General features: G+C 54.6%; 14 protein-coding genes and 1 pseudogene. 3 read left to right on the plus strand and 12 right to left on the minus strand.

Annotated elements, in window-relative coordinates; translation table 11 throughout:
- Window positions 1-710: 710 nt before the first annotated feature.
- On the minus strand, window positions 711-1,028 hold the full coding sequence (locus tag H3V53_RS34530) for an H-NS family nucleoid-associated regulatory protein (RefSeq protein ID WP_336601648.1): 318 nt from the start codon (window positions 1,026-1,028) through the stop codon (window positions 711-713).
- Window positions 1,029-1,540: 512 nt separating this feature from the next.
- Here H3V53_RS34530 and H3V53_RS34535 point away from each other — a divergent pair.
- Window positions 1,541-2,188 (plus strand): gamma-glutamylcyclotransferase, encoded by a 648-nt coding sequence (locus H3V53_RS34535; protein ID WP_336601649.1) that lies wholly within the window; start codon window positions 1,541-1,543, stop codon window positions 2,186-2,188.
- Between the two features lie 236 nt (window positions 2,189-2,424).
- Here H3V53_RS34535 and H3V53_RS34540 read toward each other — a convergent pair whose 3' ends face one another.
- The 11 genes and pseudogenes from H3V53_RS34540 to H3V53_RS34590 form a co-directional block, all read right to left on the minus strand.
- Complete coding sequence (locus H3V53_RS34540; RefSeq protein WP_336601650.1) at window positions 2,425-3,672, minus strand: MFS transporter; 1,248 nt, start codon at window positions 3,670-3,672, stop codon at window positions 2,425-2,427.
- Between the two features lie 92 nt (window positions 3,673-3,764).
- Entirely contained in the window at window positions 3,765-4,664 is a 900-nt protein-coding gene (locus H3V53_RS34545) for an AraC family transcriptional regulator (RefSeq protein WP_336601651.1), read from the minus strand.
- A 526-nt stretch (window positions 4,665-5,190) separates the two neighbouring features.
- Entirely contained in the window at window positions 5,191-5,421 is a 231-nt protein-coding gene (locus H3V53_RS34550; protein ID WP_336601652.1) for a hypothetical protein, read from the minus strand.
- Window positions 5,422-5,992: 571 nt separating this feature from the next.
- Window positions 5,993-6,205, minus strand: a complete 213-nt coding sequence (locus tag H3V53_RS34555) for a hypothetical protein (RefSeq protein ID WP_336601653.1) — start codon at window positions 6,203-6,205, stop codon at window positions 5,993-5,995.
- Window positions 6,206-6,245: 40 nt separating this feature from the next.
- Window positions 6,246-7,091, minus strand: a complete 846-nt coding sequence (locus H3V53_RS34560) for a Dam family site-specific DNA-(adenine-N6)-methyltransferase (protein WP_336601654.1) — start codon at window positions 7,089-7,091, stop codon at window positions 6,246-6,248.
- A 505-nt stretch (window positions 7,092-7,596) separates the two neighbouring features.
- Window positions 7,597-8,196, minus strand: a complete 600-nt coding sequence (locus tag H3V53_RS34565) for an HD domain-containing protein (protein WP_336601655.1) — start codon at window positions 8,194-8,196, stop codon at window positions 7,597-7,599.
- Window positions 8,197-8,629: 433 nt separating this feature from the next.
- On the minus strand, window positions 8,630-9,916 hold the full coding sequence (locus tag H3V53_RS34570; RefSeq protein WP_336601656.1) for a hypothetical protein: 1,287 nt from the start codon (window positions 9,914-9,916) through the stop codon (window positions 8,630-8,632).
- Between the two features lie 151 nt (window positions 9,917-10,067).
- Complete coding sequence (locus H3V53_RS34575; protein ID WP_336601657.1) at window positions 10,068-10,640, minus strand: hypothetical protein; 573 nt, start codon at window positions 10,638-10,640, stop codon at window positions 10,068-10,070.
- Between the two features lie 583 nt (window positions 10,641-11,223).
- Entirely contained in the window at window positions 11,224-11,541 is a 318-nt protein-coding gene (locus H3V53_RS34580; protein WP_336601658.1) for a hypothetical protein, read from the minus strand.
- A pseudogene (locus H3V53_RS34585) lies at window positions 11,541-11,939 on the minus strand (IS607 family transposase); the annotation flags it as partial. The pseudogene H3V53_RS34585 and the gene H3V53_RS34580, both read right to left, overlap by 1 nt.
- A 429-nt stretch (window positions 11,940-12,368) precedes the next feature.
- Window positions 12,369-12,569, minus strand: coding sequence for a hypothetical protein (locus tag H3V53_RS34590; RefSeq protein WP_336601659.1), 201 nt, complete (start codon window positions 12,567-12,569; stop codon window positions 12,369-12,371).
- Window positions 12,570-13,350: 781 nt separating this feature from the next.
- Here H3V53_RS34590 and H3V53_RS34595 point away from each other — a divergent pair.
- A protein-coding gene (locus H3V53_RS34595; RefSeq protein ID WP_336601660.1) for an IS3 family transposase occupies window positions 13,351-14,585 on the plus strand; the annotation gives its coding sequence in 2 pieces (ribosomal slippage) (window positions 13,351-13,705 and window positions 13,705-14,585; 1,236 coding nt in all).
- Between the two features lie 224 nt (window positions 14,586-14,809).
- Window positions 14,810-15,091, plus strand: a complete 282-nt coding sequence (locus H3V53_RS43840) for a transposase domain-containing protein (protein ID WP_419539628.1) — start codon at window positions 14,810-14,812, stop codon at window positions 15,089-15,091.
- Window positions 15,092-15,812: the final 721 nt, after the last annotated feature.

Genomic DNA, 15,812 nt, shown 5'->3' on the forward strand with positions numbered 1-15,812 from the left:
TTGTGTCGCACTATTCATCAGCGGGTGTGGGACCGCCTGGATGACCAGTCATTACGGAGCAACGCAGAACATCGACGTTCACTTTACGTATCACGGCGAGGAAGTCAAAGGTGCGACTTGCGTAATCCGGAACACAGGCATAAACAAATCAGTCACGACACCTGCCTGTGCGGCGGTTCCGAGCAGTCACTCAACGTTGCTTGACAGATGCGAGGCGCCGGGCGTGCAGCCCGGATACGTCGATGCCGATTTCGCAAGCGGTTATCCGCAGAGAGTCGTAGTACAGTCTGGAATCGAAAAGCGTTACGTATACAACGTCGCCAATAACGCGTTTCACGAGGTCGGTGTGACAAGCAATCAAACGGAACTACCGCCCGCACCCGGGCAAACAGTGGCACGGCAATTTGCGCGCGCGGCTGGGGCTGCCCAACGAGCAGCAGATCTGAACAGCCGTGTTTGCGATGGCGGTCCGATACAATAACTTCTTGGGCAGCGTACAGAAAACGCCAGGCATGTTTGGCGTTTGTCTTTCATCAATTGCTAGACCTTCGATTTTGTTCGGCTGCGAAGCTTTTCCACGTTACTCCGAACTTGTTTTTCTGACGAGCGTGCATGGAGTACGGATGGAGGCAAAGTTGAGCCTCCGGTGTCAGAGCAAAAAACCTGTAGCGCACGTGAGGCATTGGCTGGAGGTCTGCTCTCCCGACCAATCATCGCTCATGGAAAAGATCCATCTGCCGATGATCGGCGTCACTTTTTGCAGCTTTCCCCACGGACTGTGGAACAGGCTCAATCCGGAAAAAATCAGGATTTACCCCCGCGTTTTTGGCTGCGATGAGCCAGTCCGGCATCTCGCCAAGCCCGTTCCATTCATTACCACGCGCATCGCGGAATACCGGTGAATGATCAAGATCATGCTGAATTGATTCAGCGAGCGCGTCTGGTGTGATGCCGAATTCTTCCATTCTGCGACGAATCCAGATAATCAACCGTGAACGAGCCTCTTCGTCTGCGATTTTACCTTTCATTCTTGACGAATTAGTCAAATTCAAGAGAAACCGAAATTTTTTTTCGTTCTGCGTTCGTGGCACGGGCTAGCACATCATACACCGTTAGCCTGATTTTGCTCAAAATCTGGGAGAATAAATGTGATCTTGCTGAGTGACACTGCGTCTGCGTCGATGCTAAGGTTACCTTTCCTGCATGCAAAATTGCGAGACACTCGCATTGCAGTCTCAACGATGCAATGTTATCGGAAGGAAGCGCGATTCTGCAAGGCAACGCGCGAGCACACTGCGACATAAAAGCGTATCCTCGATATTCGCATACTCCTTTGCCAATCAGAAGATCGTGACGCTCTCGACCGGCAGATGATGCGCTCAACGTAGGGCAGCCAAGAGCTCGAAAGGAATCCACGCGAGTCGGCATCGGAAATCACACAGCTGACGCCGTAACCACTGTGAAATGACAGACTCACAATCACTCGCGCTAACGTAAGTCAAGAGAAGCAGAGGCAAAAGTGCTATCAAGGAAGCTGATCTTGTCGGGTGCCTACCAAGACGCCTTCGCAAGCGCGCTCGGGGATGTCATTTGGCCTTTGGAGAAAATCGAGGCTTCACTCAATCATACCCTTGCAGCTCGGCCTGCAGACGGCGGCGTCTGGCTTTTCGGATACGGCTCGCTAATCTGGAATCCACTTTTCGAGTTTGACGCCAGACGGGTCGGAACGCTACATGGCTGGCACAGAAGCTTTTGTCTACGGGTGGTTGCAGGTAGAGGAAGCGTCGAGACCCCAGGACGAATGCTCTCTCTCGAGTCTGGTGGCTCGACCGATGGCGTGGTGCTCAGGTTACCTGCCGACAAACTCGTCGAAGAACTGCGCCTCATCTGGATTCGAGAGATGATCGCCGGAGCTTACATCCCTACATGGGCGGACATTATTCTTGCCGACGGGCGAAAAATCAAGGCTTTAGTTTTTGTAGCCAACTGTTTGCACGTATATCACGAGATCAATTCGGACATCTCGCATATCGCCCCTATTATTGCGAATGCCTCGGGTAGCATTGGGACCAATGCTGACTACGTGCGAATACTTCAGTCGTCCTTGCAGGATTGTGACATTCATGATCGTTACGTAGATACACTGGTCGACGAACTGGACCGGCTCAAGGCAGTCGGCAACATGTGAGATGCTCCTCGTGCCTCAATGCTGAAATGGCGGTGCATGTTCGCCCATACTCAACAGATGGAACCGCCTGTAGAGTCGCAACAAGATTTGATGCAACAGCATGTGCATACAGGATAGAATTCGGCTTAGCAAGCCCGGTACATCACTCAAGGTGAGGACTTCCGGGAACGGTGAGCCATTACGGGACGGTGTACCCATCAGTATCCCTCCAAAGGCCGATTTGCGCGCGCACCCCTCTATTGCAAAAATCTCGACGATGCAGATCGCTTCACGCTGGAACCAGCTGGCGCGAAGTACCAAAGTGCTGCAAATATCTGCAGTATTGTTAGGCTTGCCCAGACGATCTGATGTGCCACAGCAGGGTGATGCCCCTGCATCTCTGGCCAATATCCAAGCACATTGCCAACTGCAACTTGCACAACAAAAACCCCTATAAATATAACAAGCGTATATGCCGTATTCACACGCCCGATGAGATTGACTGGGTAGTACTCTGGCAGGACCGCATATGTTATGAAGCCCGTGCTCCCCAATGCTCCATACATCGCCCACAGCAAAGTCTCTGGTACTTCGACTCGTGCTGCGATCACAGCTTGAACTGCTATGAACAAAAGTAATAGAGAACCGGCAAAATGTTGCGTCCGAATGCCGTGCCGGTTTAGCAGTCGCGCGATTATCCCAAAGCCGATATTTCCGACGATAAACGATGTTCCAAGGACGGATACCAGCGTGCCAACGCGCGTAGCACTCCCAGCGCCTGCCGGCACAACGTCGCGGAGAAACGCGCCCACCCACAAAGATTGCATTGCATAGAATGCCGCCTGCGCTAGCCCCGGGAAGGACGTGAGCTTCCAGAATGTCTTGCTACGCAGCACGTTAAGCGACCCCAAAAACTGTTCCGCAACGCTCGCACGCGTCCCGCCTGTATTGTCCGAAGGAGCGCCGATCAGCACCATCGCAGCAGCAAGCGCGGTCAAACCTGCGAGGCTGAAGCAAATTGTTCGCCAGTCTGTCAAGGTCATCAGCAGGGAAAGCGGCGCACCAACGACTACGCCTCCGATTCCTCCTGTCGACGTCACTATTCCGTTGACGAGCGGAAGTTGGGCAATCTCAAAATGCTGCGCGGTAGCCTTGAAAGCCCCCACGAGACAGACCGAAACACCCGCGCCAATCATGAGGCGACCAAGCATCATGCCCAGTACATTATGAGAGCTGGCGAAGATAAGCGCGCCGACTACCGCAAATGATATAACCGAGGCTGTGACCCGACGCGGGCCATAACGGTCAAGCAAGACCCCGGCTGGAATCTGAGCGATGGCAAACCCAAGGAAGTAGGCGCTTGTCAGAGCACCGAGATCAGAGGCCGTTAAACCCAGCTCTCGAGCGAGGAATGGTGCGAAACCAAGATTGACACCACGAAAAACATACGAGATGAAATAGCTATACGAAAATACGGCGAGGATGCGCAGTCTCAATGTATTCATTATGTGCAATTGCAACGATGTCTGCTTCGGCCCGGTTCACTCTGAAATCCGACGCTCTCACCTACGACTTTCCCGCGAAGCGCGATCGCCTGTTACGCAAGCACCTCAGTCGACAGCCAGACTTCCGGCAATCTGCGTTTTCGAAGCGCTATCTCGTACGCATCATTGACTGAGCATGCCTTCCAGCTCGGCAACATCAGAGCCGACCGCACCGGGAAAATCCAGATCACCAAAGTTGATCCCGTTTTTTCGCAGGATCGCGTATGCCATCGCTTGTTTGGCTCCCAGTAGACCCTGATTTCTCGCTTATCCGCTAGCCGGTAATCTGATTCTGGCGTATAGCCTACTGTCTCCCGAAAGCTGCTGATGAACGCGGTCCGAGACATCCCCGCAGTCTGTGCCAGCATGTCTAGCGACCAATCAAGGCCCGGTTTCTCACGCATGGAAACAATGGCTTTTCGCAGCTTCGGGGTCGCTAGTCTTGACAGCAATCCGCTATCGATCTGCTTCGTATCTATCAGATTGCGAAGCAACTGGGTCAGAAAGACGTTGAACAGGTAAACAGCAAGCGCCTCACGTCGGGCAACGCTGTCCGGCGCGACTTCGGATAATAATTGCAGGGTCGATGCCGCCCCGACTATGCCGGAAAGGGGTGAGCATACGATCTCGGGCAATGCATCGATAATCGGATTCGGTAGGTCTCCCTCAAAGTCCAGGCTCCCGCCCGCCAGATGCATGTCTCCCACCACATTACTGACGATATTGTCGACACTGGATCGAGTGCTTATGATGAGACTATGCTCATCAACAGGTAGCCCGCCACTTCCTTGTCGCATGACTGTCGACGATCCACCCCAAACGAGGAAAAACTGACCTTTCCCGCTTTCCCGTCGCACGTTGTACGTCCCGCGCCATGTTCTGCTGTGAAGCAGATGCGCCCGTATCAGATAAAGGTGTAGCAGCCCATCTAGCCGATCGAACAGCCCAGTCATCACCACGCTCCGGATGCAATTTACTGAATTATGCTCGACATCCAGAATTCATGCAGGCAAACGGGAGAGCGTGTAGCGTAAGCCTAGCTCGGCGATGCAACAAACCGCCTTCTGATCGCGCTTAGCTGCTGCAACCAATGAATCTACGTAGCTGAACGCACATTTCAGTCAAGGCCCGATTCCCGGTATCGTATCGTATGAAGATACCAAGCGCGGGTCTCCAATAGGCGTCGCGCCGTGAGTGCCGGTTGTCCACCCTGTCGGCAAGCATCGACGATACCGTCACGACGGACGTGTGACGCTACCTTTAGTGAAAGCCGTCGGCGCGCACCACCCCTTCGTTCTTTATACCGGGCCTTTGTCGCTATACATGCGCTGACCAGCGCCTCAGCCGAGTATTCCCCAGTTGCAAAGCGGTGGGGACAGACCGTCATCAACACTTTTCGAAAATCGGTCGAGCTTTGATTATCGACCGTGTAAGGGGCCAAGTCTAACGCATCCAGATAAATAGCACGAAGCTGCACCTCTACTGATTCTCATCACGTTGCCGCACTTCTCGTATAGCCGGAGTCGATTGCGCAGGCGTCGTGACCGCCCTATCGCAGACGTCGCAAACAGCCACAAGTATATTCCATGCAATCCCGTCTCCATCACTGAATGCAACATCCCGACGAATAAACGTCGTGTCGACCAGCTCTGCGCAATGCGCGCAGATAGCCTTGCTTTTCTCTCCTTCCTGAAAAATCTTTGTGTTCATGGCATTTCTCATTGGTGGACACTGATGAACATAGTATTCGGGTCAACCAACCAAATAGAAATTGATGTATTAGTCGTTCGACCTGATCACATGCACATCAACTGACTTTGACTGGATGATGCGGAGAGCAGGCGTGCTCCATTCCGTTGCGCTGTGCATTGCCGGACAACCGCCTTGACTTTCGCTGCATTCACAAACTCGATCTGCAGCAGATTCTTGATATCGATCTGGTCGCGCGCCTCGTGCCGAAAGATTCCTGACCGGAGGTCGGTTATGACAGCCCTCGTCAATGAATCCTGTTAGGTATAGACACTGCGCCCGGAGCAACGACAACTATCGAAAAAACAGGATGAACCTCCCTCGCGCGACCTATGATTATGATTTTCCCCATATCTTTCGCTCGTGCGGGAGCTCTGAGGCTCGAACGCCCGAGCGACTTTCGTAGAATGCGGCCTCCGCGATGTAGAATCTCAAGGAACATGCCGACTTCAGGTCTCCGGTGCGTCGCTTTCTCGTGCGCGGCAGCCACAGGCTGAGCGCGGGGAGAACGTCAATAGCCAGGTATCTCTTGTTAATGGCTTCCGCTTTCATTTTTGAGCTTCCCGAGAGCAACACTGCCAACTCGCACGGCATTTCTGGGCAACGCAAGAAGGACAGCAAGCCCACCGACCACCATCACGGCCGCGATGAAGTAGATGCCATTTGACAAACTTCCTGTCTGAGTCTTGATAAAACCCAACAGCGTGGGGCTGACGAAACCACGGATCACACCAATTGAACTCACGAGTCCGATACCCTTCTTTGGGCAACAGGTTATCGCGGCATCAGCGCTCGAAGATGGCCAACAACTCGCGAACGCTACTGCGACCGTTTGAGTCTGCGCTGACCGAGCGACGGGCTTCAAGTGTTATGAGTCTTGCCTTCTTGTAAATCTGCCGCGCGACCTCGCAATCATGATTCGAGATCACGACCGGGATACCGCGCGCGCTGAGGTCTGATGCCAAGGCCGCCAGTTCCTTTTGACGCTCAATTCCGAAACGAGCTGCTGTATAGCCCGTGAAGCTCGCAGTGCTATCATCTCGGGGAAGATACGGCGGGTCGCAATAAACCACGTCGCCACGCTCCGCCATCCGCATGGCATCAGCAAAATCAGCGCACATGAATGACGAACGTCGTGCCTTGTCGCGGAACGCATGCACCCGGTCGGCGGGGAACCTGGGCAAAGCCTTCGGTGCTCCGTAGGGCACATTAAATCCGCCGGACCTGTTGTAACGACACAACCCGTTGAAACCAAAGCGATTGAGATACAAGAATTTCGCAGCACGAGCTAGCGGATCTCTCTCCTGATTGAACGCTTCTCTGACCTCAAGGTACTGCTCTTTACTGCGGAAGTCTTCGGTAAAGTACGGAGCAGCAACGGCGAGAAAGTCCTCGCACTGATTCGCGACTGCCGAGTACAGTTCGACTAAATGTGCATTACGGTCGCAGAGCACATATTCCTCATAGTTTGTGCCGAGAAAAACAGCTCCCCCTCCAACAAATGGTTCGATGAGCCTGCGGCCGGTCGGCAGCTGTGGCAGGATTTGATTGAGAATTCTCGATTTTCCACCAACCCACTTGAGGATTGGTTTGCACGAGGCGGCTGCATGAGGTTCTGGATGTTTTTGCATCCAGAGTGCAGCGACCGAATTTATCCCGATATGGTCCGAGTATCTCGGCTACACGTCGCAACGAGAAATGTACCTTTGAAGGCGCAAGTCTGCGGCAATAGCAGTCAGTGGTTGAGGCAGCTTCGATGCGATACCAGTTGCCCATCGTTCATCGTCGGCACCTACAGGGTTGAAGGGCGACGAGTGCAAGCTATGGCAGTTAGGTGACCAGTCAGATTCTCAGACTCTGTGAGCATCTTTGCCAAGGGACTTTCGAGCTCCATTGCGAGCTCATGGAATCTCATCGAATTGCCAATGCAGATGGATCACCGAGACGCGATTGGTTTCTACGTGCCTCGTCGGGTGAGGAACGCGCTTCGTCCGACGAATCTCGTGCTTACCCCAGCACAGACAACGGCGTCGGGACGCTATGCCCGTCGTCCTACGCGCTCGTCAACCATGTAGAAAAAGCCGATACAGGCGTTTTCCCGATCCTGCTATTGATTGCGGCCCACTATCGCGGAACTCACAGAATTCTGCTTGGCTCAAGTCGGCTGGCGGCTCCCCGTGCAATGTCTTCAAACAACGTGTCGAGCTCCACGAACATTTCCCATCGGGTGGCACCGAACCGCGCCGCTATATCCTCAATGACGAAAAGCTCAAGTGTTTCCTCGCGTTTGCCCTTCCATAGTTTATCGGCGAGCGCAACAAGTCGTTCTTCCAAAGTGACTTCATCGCCCGCCCAAGCTGCATGCGAGACGCAGCAATGCGCCACTCTTGGGTCAACGCCATGCTCAAGCAGCATACGCTCGCCTGCGGCCTCATGCTGGTTTCCTGGCTCGTCCAGTTCCGCCGGAAATAACACTTTGCCGACGTCGTGGACGGCGATGCCACATTCGACGAGCTGCGCATCGAAACGTATCCCGCGCAAACGCAGATCCGCCATAAGTGCGTCGCCAGCCTCACCAACGAGCTCAACATGCCGGATAAGACGTGCTGGCGCACCAAGGGTGCGAAGCAAACGATAGGCATCAGAACGGTTGTCGAGCATCGTGACAGTCCAGAAAAAATCTGGCACTATGAAAGACTGCTCCGCCAGACCGTGAATGGCCGGACGACGCGACATGGCGCGTTCCGAGGTCGGTCGACGAGCGATTTCAACAATCCGGGTAGATCGCGACGGCAAAGTATAGTAACAGGGACCGCCCATCGCTGACCCTGTCCTCAACGAGCCAGTGCTGGAGGACTGTCATGCCGATGAACGCGCCCGGCTGAAGCACCGTTTGGAAAGGAGCCGTACATCAACTCTTCCGAACTTCGATACATGGCGTTTTTCTGTTCTTCTCGCGCTCGTACGACGAGATCGTGAAATCGGATTCATCCGGCTTCCCTTTGCCCCCGAGCATCAAATGCAGACTCAGACGCGAGCCGACCGGATAGCGTAGACCTTGATTGCGCAACACTGATCGTCCAGACATTGCACTGGCGAGTAGCAGCTGACCGAATCGCGGCAGACGGCCGACCCGCTCATGTCTCGCAGAGTCGGCCGGTCCTCTGACTCAATGGATTGAATGGCCCGCGTCCGCCATGTCAGCCTCAGGGGAATCGCTGCACTGCTCCGCCATACCAGGAGACGATGCCTGGAGCGCCTGAAGCATAAGCGCCACAGATTCGCTCGCCAGCAAGTTCACGTGAACATATTCCAGGCGAGTCCCGGGAATGTCCGTGGTCGCATTTTTCTGAACCATGCCGCTACTGGCCAGCCGGGCAGCTGCGTCCGAAAGACCGCCCGGGTGGCTCATGCATTCCGCCCGAAGGATGCGAATATCCTCCTGATGCGGCGACAGCGTGTACGGGACAAACACACCTCCTCGCCCTTCCTCCAGCATGAAGCCAACCTCCCCATTCTGCTTCATGACGTCGATGGCGTCCCACACAGATGCGTCGGCGGCATCTGCAAGCCAGTATATCTGCGCAGAGCCAGATTGAAGCCGCATTGACAGTACGATACGACCATCAAACCGGAAATGGCCAAAGCCAAACGAGCCCTCTACCCGTGCGAGACTCAGGTATCGGTTCAGGTCAATGGTGGAGACGAGCACCGGCGTATCTGGCCTCATCTCCGATGCAGACTTTGACGTCCCGGCGAAATTACTGGCTTTTTGCATCAATCCGATTGACGCGGGCGCCGGGATGAAGTCATATGCGCCGACACTGCCGGGAGATGCATTCTGCACGGATACACGCATTTCACTGCTCCCCTGTTGCCAGCTGATGTCGTTTCGAACTGCCGCGTTCTCAAGAATCTGGACCTCGACAAACGGAGTGACGCTCTCATCGTAGCCCTCGGCGCGCAGCTTTTCAGTTGCGAGCTCTTCGAACGATTTGCGCTCGATGAACGATTGTGTAGTGCGGATAAATTCTGCAGGATTGGGTTTGTACGTATCCCGACGGTGCCTCTTGAGAAACCGAATGTTTTCCTCGTCAATCGGACACAGCCCCACACTGACGCTTGTGCTCAACTTCCGAACAACAACAAAACCACGATTCTTCGTCCAGATATCCAGCGTTCCACCCAGCTTGCGGTCCGACATGTCCATCAACGCATAGTGAAAACAGCGGCCGACGCGAGTCTCGAGAATCAGGACGGCTGTCTTTTCGTTTTTGGCAACCGCCAGCGAAAAAAATGGCTGACTGTGCGCCGTTTCGTCATCGCCTCTCCATTCACTCGCAGCCTGCTCGAAGACCATACAGGGAACGCCGACAAACCGCTTCAGCCCCGGGGTGCCGCCCTTATAGGTCGACAGGTAGATGGTGGAGGAACGATCATTTTTACTTTGTTGCATTTTTAATCAAATCCTTTTCAATGTAGCGACAGCTAGTGTCCGGAGCGCCCCGCAAATGTCTGGGTGCGGCATATGGACTCGACGACAACAAGAGCATCGACAGTCTTTAGACGAACCAAGCTGTCGGGGCGCAACACCTGAAGAGCCGGCCTTACCTTACGCCTCGCGAGCTTTGCGAAGATGCCTTCGCTTGAGCGAGCAGAAAATGCGCATAATCGGCATGCGGATCCAGCACTCGGTTATCGTTAGCGCCAGTTTCCAACACTGCAAGATGAATAAGCGCCGCCTCGCCGCACTTTGCTCCGTCGCGCTCCGCAAATTCGAGATGCTCTTCGTCGCCTATGCGCTCAAGTTCTTCGCAAATCCAGTCGGCAGCCTCCTCTGCGTTCTCCGGTCGAGTTGCGGCCGGCAAGGTTGCCAGCAACAAAGCGTTTCGCTCGTCGTGTTGTCGCATATACAAATGGTCTGCGATCCGTTCCTGAAGGAATGACACATTGTCAGGATGATCGGTACCCAGCGTTGGCATGTACGTCTCAAGCGCCTCAATAATGAGCGCGGTGGTCAACCGCTCCCAGTATCGGATGGACGGGCGATAGCAGTACGCGATGTCACAAAGAATATTCGAGAAGGAACGTGACGCGGCGTAGTGGAAGTTGCAACGGTTCATAAAATCGACGAAGTCGTCGATAAATTTCTGGCGGAATTCGGTTTGATCTTCGGACATAGTTGTTGCGTGAGAATTTGTGCGCTTGATTAAAGATTAATGGATGTATATTTCGAAATCAACGTATAAATATTGTTTTTTGATTGAAACCATAAAATCTCTGTAAATCAATAACTTATATAAATCGATTTAGTGTCATTTTGACATTAAATGGCCAAGCCTATTCAGCACTTTTTGCGTTGCGATATGACAAAAAAACGTAAGTGAAATAACGCTTTCTGAATGTCACCGTCGGTCCGGCCACGATTCATCGTGTCGCCAGAACTGGGCCACTACGCACAACCTTCTCCGTTCCGCAACCGACAGAGTTGGCGTATCGGAACAATCGCTCCCGACACGTTCGCAGCCTATGGCCCGACATTGAAGTGCACCATCGACCAGAGAGCAAGCGATGACCGAACGAGGATAAGAACCTTATAGACATCGCCCATCTACGCTTCACTGGTCGTTGCGCTTGATGAACGGGGAAACCTAATGGAGCGTTGCTGCTGTTCGCACACCTTCCTCAGCATCAATTTCGTCAATCTGTGCGCGGCACACGGGGAGCTGGACCGCGACAATCATGTTGGCCGGCCGTGTTGCCTCACGGGATCATGTTACTCCCAGGGAGCTGGCGTCCGAGGCGGGCGATGCCCTTTCCAAGATCCTGGCACTCGCCCTTCAGCAGTTCCCGCGTGCCGTCGATCAGGCCCTGCAGTTCGATGGCGATCGCGTTGAACATGCGCGCGGAAAGACCGTGTTCACGGCAGAAGGCTGTCTTGTGCGGCTTTGCCTTGCCACCGTGGGCCGCAATACGCGCATACAGCTTGCGCTTCATCGAGCCGTGCAGTTCGCCCATCCGGTCGAGCAGTCGTGCGTCAGCTTCAGGCAGATACAACCGGGTCTGCGTGGTCGACTGCATCAGGCCGCCAGCGCCCGCAGGATCTTGCGGCTGCGCGAGCCATACAGGCGCGATGAGAAGACCGTCAGGATCTCAACAAGGTCTTCCGTGTGCTGCTGTTCGCGGCTCACGTCCGGGGCCGCGTCCAGCACGACGACTTCGACGTGGAAAAACTCGCAGATACGGAACAGCAATTCGCTGCCGAAACGCAGCAGCCGGTCCTTCGTGACCAACACCAGGCGTGCGACGCGGCCACGAAGGATGTGACCCAGCAGTCGTTGCAGACCCTTCTTGCGATAGTTCAGACCGCTGCCCAGATCAGTGACGACATCGATATCCGTGATGCCGGCGTCAGCATAGTACCTTTCCAGTCTCGCGGCCTGCGTCCTGAGCTGTTCAGCCTAGTCGTGCGAGGAAATCAACGTGCGCTGCGCACGACATCGACGTGGTGCGGGCTCGTACAATGATGCAAGCGCGTGGACGAACTGGCCGACCGGCCCGATCGCGCGAATGCCTCGATAAGTGCGACGACGACCGACGGTGTGCGTCAGGAAGCGCGTGCACCCTTACATGCTGCTGACCTCAAACAGCTACATTTTTTTTCGCCTGGATTTTTCCGCCGGAAAACTATCGGCTTCGTCCGACCCGTCGGACACTCCCACACGCCTTTGTGGTTGTTATCGACGTTCGACGGAAGCATTTTGTGCAATGCGCATTGCACCGGCAGGCAGCCGCAGCTCACTACATCAACGCGGATATAGAGCGCTTAATGTCGAATAACTTGTCGTAACCCATTGCTTCACGCCGTCCCTAGCCTGGATGTTCGAAGGCAGTTTTTCATGCAACATCTATTCGATGATCAGTCGCGCGCGACGGTCGAGATCACCACCACCCGCAGCAGTGAACGAGTTAATCAGATCGAGGACTTCATATCCCTCGTGCCGACTAAACCGCGTACGATCGGCGCGAGTCTTCGTCGGATCATCACCGGGAACTGCGACCCAGCTGTAGTCTTGATAGTGGAGGTCTGATTGATTAAGTTTGGGCATAAAATTCCATGAGATCGCGCATGTGCATACACTGCCCCCTGCCTGGACTGCGCTAATGCTGAACAACGCAATCCTGCCCGACTACCAAAGTATTTGTACGAGACGTATGGGAGGAGCAGACTCTGCCGGTCGAGGATGAACCCTACAAAAGTCCGACGGCCAATAGTAGTAGCAAATAAGCATTTGGAATATATACGTAATCCAGTTCGCGATTGCGAACCAGTACAGCGGGTCATAATTGACCCGCGATTGCTTCGAGTAGGTGTGGTTGTAGACAAGTGGCGCCCGGTCGTCTCCAATGGCCAAGGGCGCCGACCGTCGGCGCCCTTGCCTCATAACAACCACAGGACACTCACTATGAGAAGCGTAGCAACTATCCAAACCAAGACCGTTCTTCCGGCAGCGCTGCCCGCTGCCATAGAGTCGGTGCCAGAACAGGTCCTCGAGTGGCTGGTAGAACACTCGGCAGGCCCGTCAACTGAACATGTTCTGCCGTTCGTAGTGTCGTTCGGCACGATGTTGGTGGCGAGCGCGTTCTGGGTCAGGCGTCTGCACAAAATGCAGCACAGGATGATTGGCCAGGCGTATCAGCTGTATGGAGCGCCGATGTAACCAGCATCGGTGCTCCTCTTCTCACAAGCTTCAATAGTAAAGCGACGGATTTTGAACGCAGCTCGCCCATCTCACCCATCTGTTGATCTCTGAACAGAGTGACTCTGGGCCGGCCCCCGCGAAAACCGGACACGAGGTAACGCTTAAACTTTGAGGTAGTCTTACGCCTATGTTTAAGCCCAGCTCTAACGTGAAACCGATTGAAGTTCTGACCCAGCCCGAACAGCGCCGCCGGCGCTCTGTCGAGGAGAAGCTCGCTATAGTGCGCGAGACCTTCGAGCCCGGAGCAAGCGTTTCCGGAGTTGCCCGTCGTCATCAGGTGAATGCAAACCAGGTGTTCGCCTGGCGCAAGCTCTATCAGCACGGAAGCCTGTCAGCAGTCAGTGCCCGCGAGCAGGTGGTGCCGGCGTCCGACCTGGCCGAAGCGATGAAGCAGATTCGTGAACTCCAGCGGCTGCTGGGCAAGAAGACGATGGAAGTGGAAATCCTCCGCGAAGCAGTGGAGTACGGCCGGGCAAAAAAATTGATTGCGCGCTCACCATTGCTGCCGGGGGACGACCGATGAAGACGGTCTGCGAAGTCCTGGGTGTGTCGCGCTCGAATCTCGCGGTGAAATCAAAGCGCGACGCTGAATGGGTCGACAGGCGCAAGACGCCCGCCCGTGACGACATGCCGCTCGTCGCGGAGCTCCAAGAGTTGGTCGCTGATTTGCCAACTTACGGCTACCGGCGCGCCTGGGCCCTGCTACGGCGAAACCGGGACGCACAGGGGCAGCCTCGCGTTAATGCAAAACGGGTTTATCGGGTCATGCATACCCACGGTCTGCTGCTCGAACGCCGCCCGCGCCATGCTCAGTCAACGCGCCGACACGACGGCAGGGTCGCGGTAGACCGGAGCAATGCGCGCTGGTGCTCGGACGGCTTCGAATTCCGTTGTGATGACGGCTCACCGCTGCGCGTCATCTTTGCACCCGACTGCTGCGACCGGGAGGCCATGAGCTGGGCTGCGACCACTGGAGGCTATACCGGAGACATGGTGCGTGATGTGATGCTTCAGGCTGTAGAAAACCGTTTCGATGGTGCGCTGAAAGCCGACAACGAAATCGAATGGCTCAGCGACAACGGTTCCTGCTACATTGCCGAGGACACGCTGACGTTCTCCAAAAAAGTGGGCCTGAAACCCATCACGACGCCGGTCAGAAGTCCGCAGAGCAACGGCATGGCCGAGAGCTTCGTCAAAACGATGAAGAGAGACTACGTGTCGTGGATGCCCAAGCCGGACGCGAGAACCGCGTTGCAGAACCTGGCCATCGCGTTTGACCACTACAACGAGTCGCATCCGCACAGCGCCCTGAAATACTGCTCGCCACGCGAGTTTCGCCAGCGAGCAAATTCACCAACCTAAGCGTGACCGCATGTCCGGTCATGCGGGGGCAAGTCCAGACTCATCGTGGGGGAACTGATTGTTTCCAAACGTCGACGCAGAATTAATAACGTTGCTCGTTCTGGTCGCCACAATCGCATCCTCGAGCGACGCTCGGAACACGAAGCCGCACTTCGGCGGCACATCAACGGCGTGGTGTTCGACGTCTGTTTTGCTGGCTTGGCAAGGGTTGGCTGTTCGCGGACATGGTTGTTGGTGCCAAGACGAGCGCCAATCGCTACTCACTCGCCGAGACCTGCGAGGCGAATAACATTGGACCGTATCGCTATCTGCTCTGGCTGTTCACAAGGTCGCCGCTCGTTATAACCGCTGACGACTACACCGCGCCTCTCCTTTGGGATGTGCAGAGCGAGCCGGACGTCCCTCCCGTACCATCGGCGGCGCCGAAGATAACGTACGATTCTCGGAAAACAATGTCCGGGCGGAGCAGCATCAAACTGGCCGATACATGGCTAGGCCACCAATAAGGCCAATCGTTGCGATTTCGTTTCGACCGTAATTGCGGGATTCTTTGCGGACTTCGTATCCATCTTCATCGCGATGAAGCCGAGCCATGGGTTCTGCAACCGTGGCAAGACGTCCATCCGCCAAACGACTTCGCCCTTCGTATAGATTTTTATGCCATACTTGACCAAATTGGTAGAATATTTTGCGCCCTCTATTGGTGCATTTTTATTATGTAAAATACAAGTACTACTTTCGGATCATCGATTCGACCTAGCGCGGTGCTTTTTCAAAACATGCCGTGCAAAGTGCGCTCAATAACCAAAAACTTCGCAACTTGTAGTGAGACGTCGGCACCAACGTTTTCAATCTTTTCGTGGATATGGGAAAAACGAGCCCACGAAAACATTGAAATTTTTCGAAAATCTCCTCTCATGCGGTCTTTTGGCCTTTCCTCGCGCCGCTGTTTCTCAAGTTTTCGTGGAACTACTACGATGACGAAATGCCTGCCGTGATACTCGTTGTGAGGAGTCTCGTGCGGGCTGAAGCAATCATCGACGAGATGTAGGATTTTTGCTGGCGTCCGTGATGCGGTCGTTCGGATTTCTTAATTTGACATAACATAAATTATCAACGGATCGTATGTGTAGTGGCTAAGTTGTAATGTCCGCTTTTAGCCAAGTTCAGATGTCCGCTTTTCGGACCATCGTAAGCTGACCGGCCGCCGGCTAACCGGCACCGGGA

Origin of the sequence: Paraburkholderia bengalensis, assembly GCF_037126505.1 — a bacterium.
In the GTDB taxonomy this organism is placed as follows: domain Bacteria; phylum Pseudomonadota; class Gammaproteobacteria; order Burkholderiales; family Burkholderiaceae; genus Paraburkholderia; species Paraburkholderia bengalensis.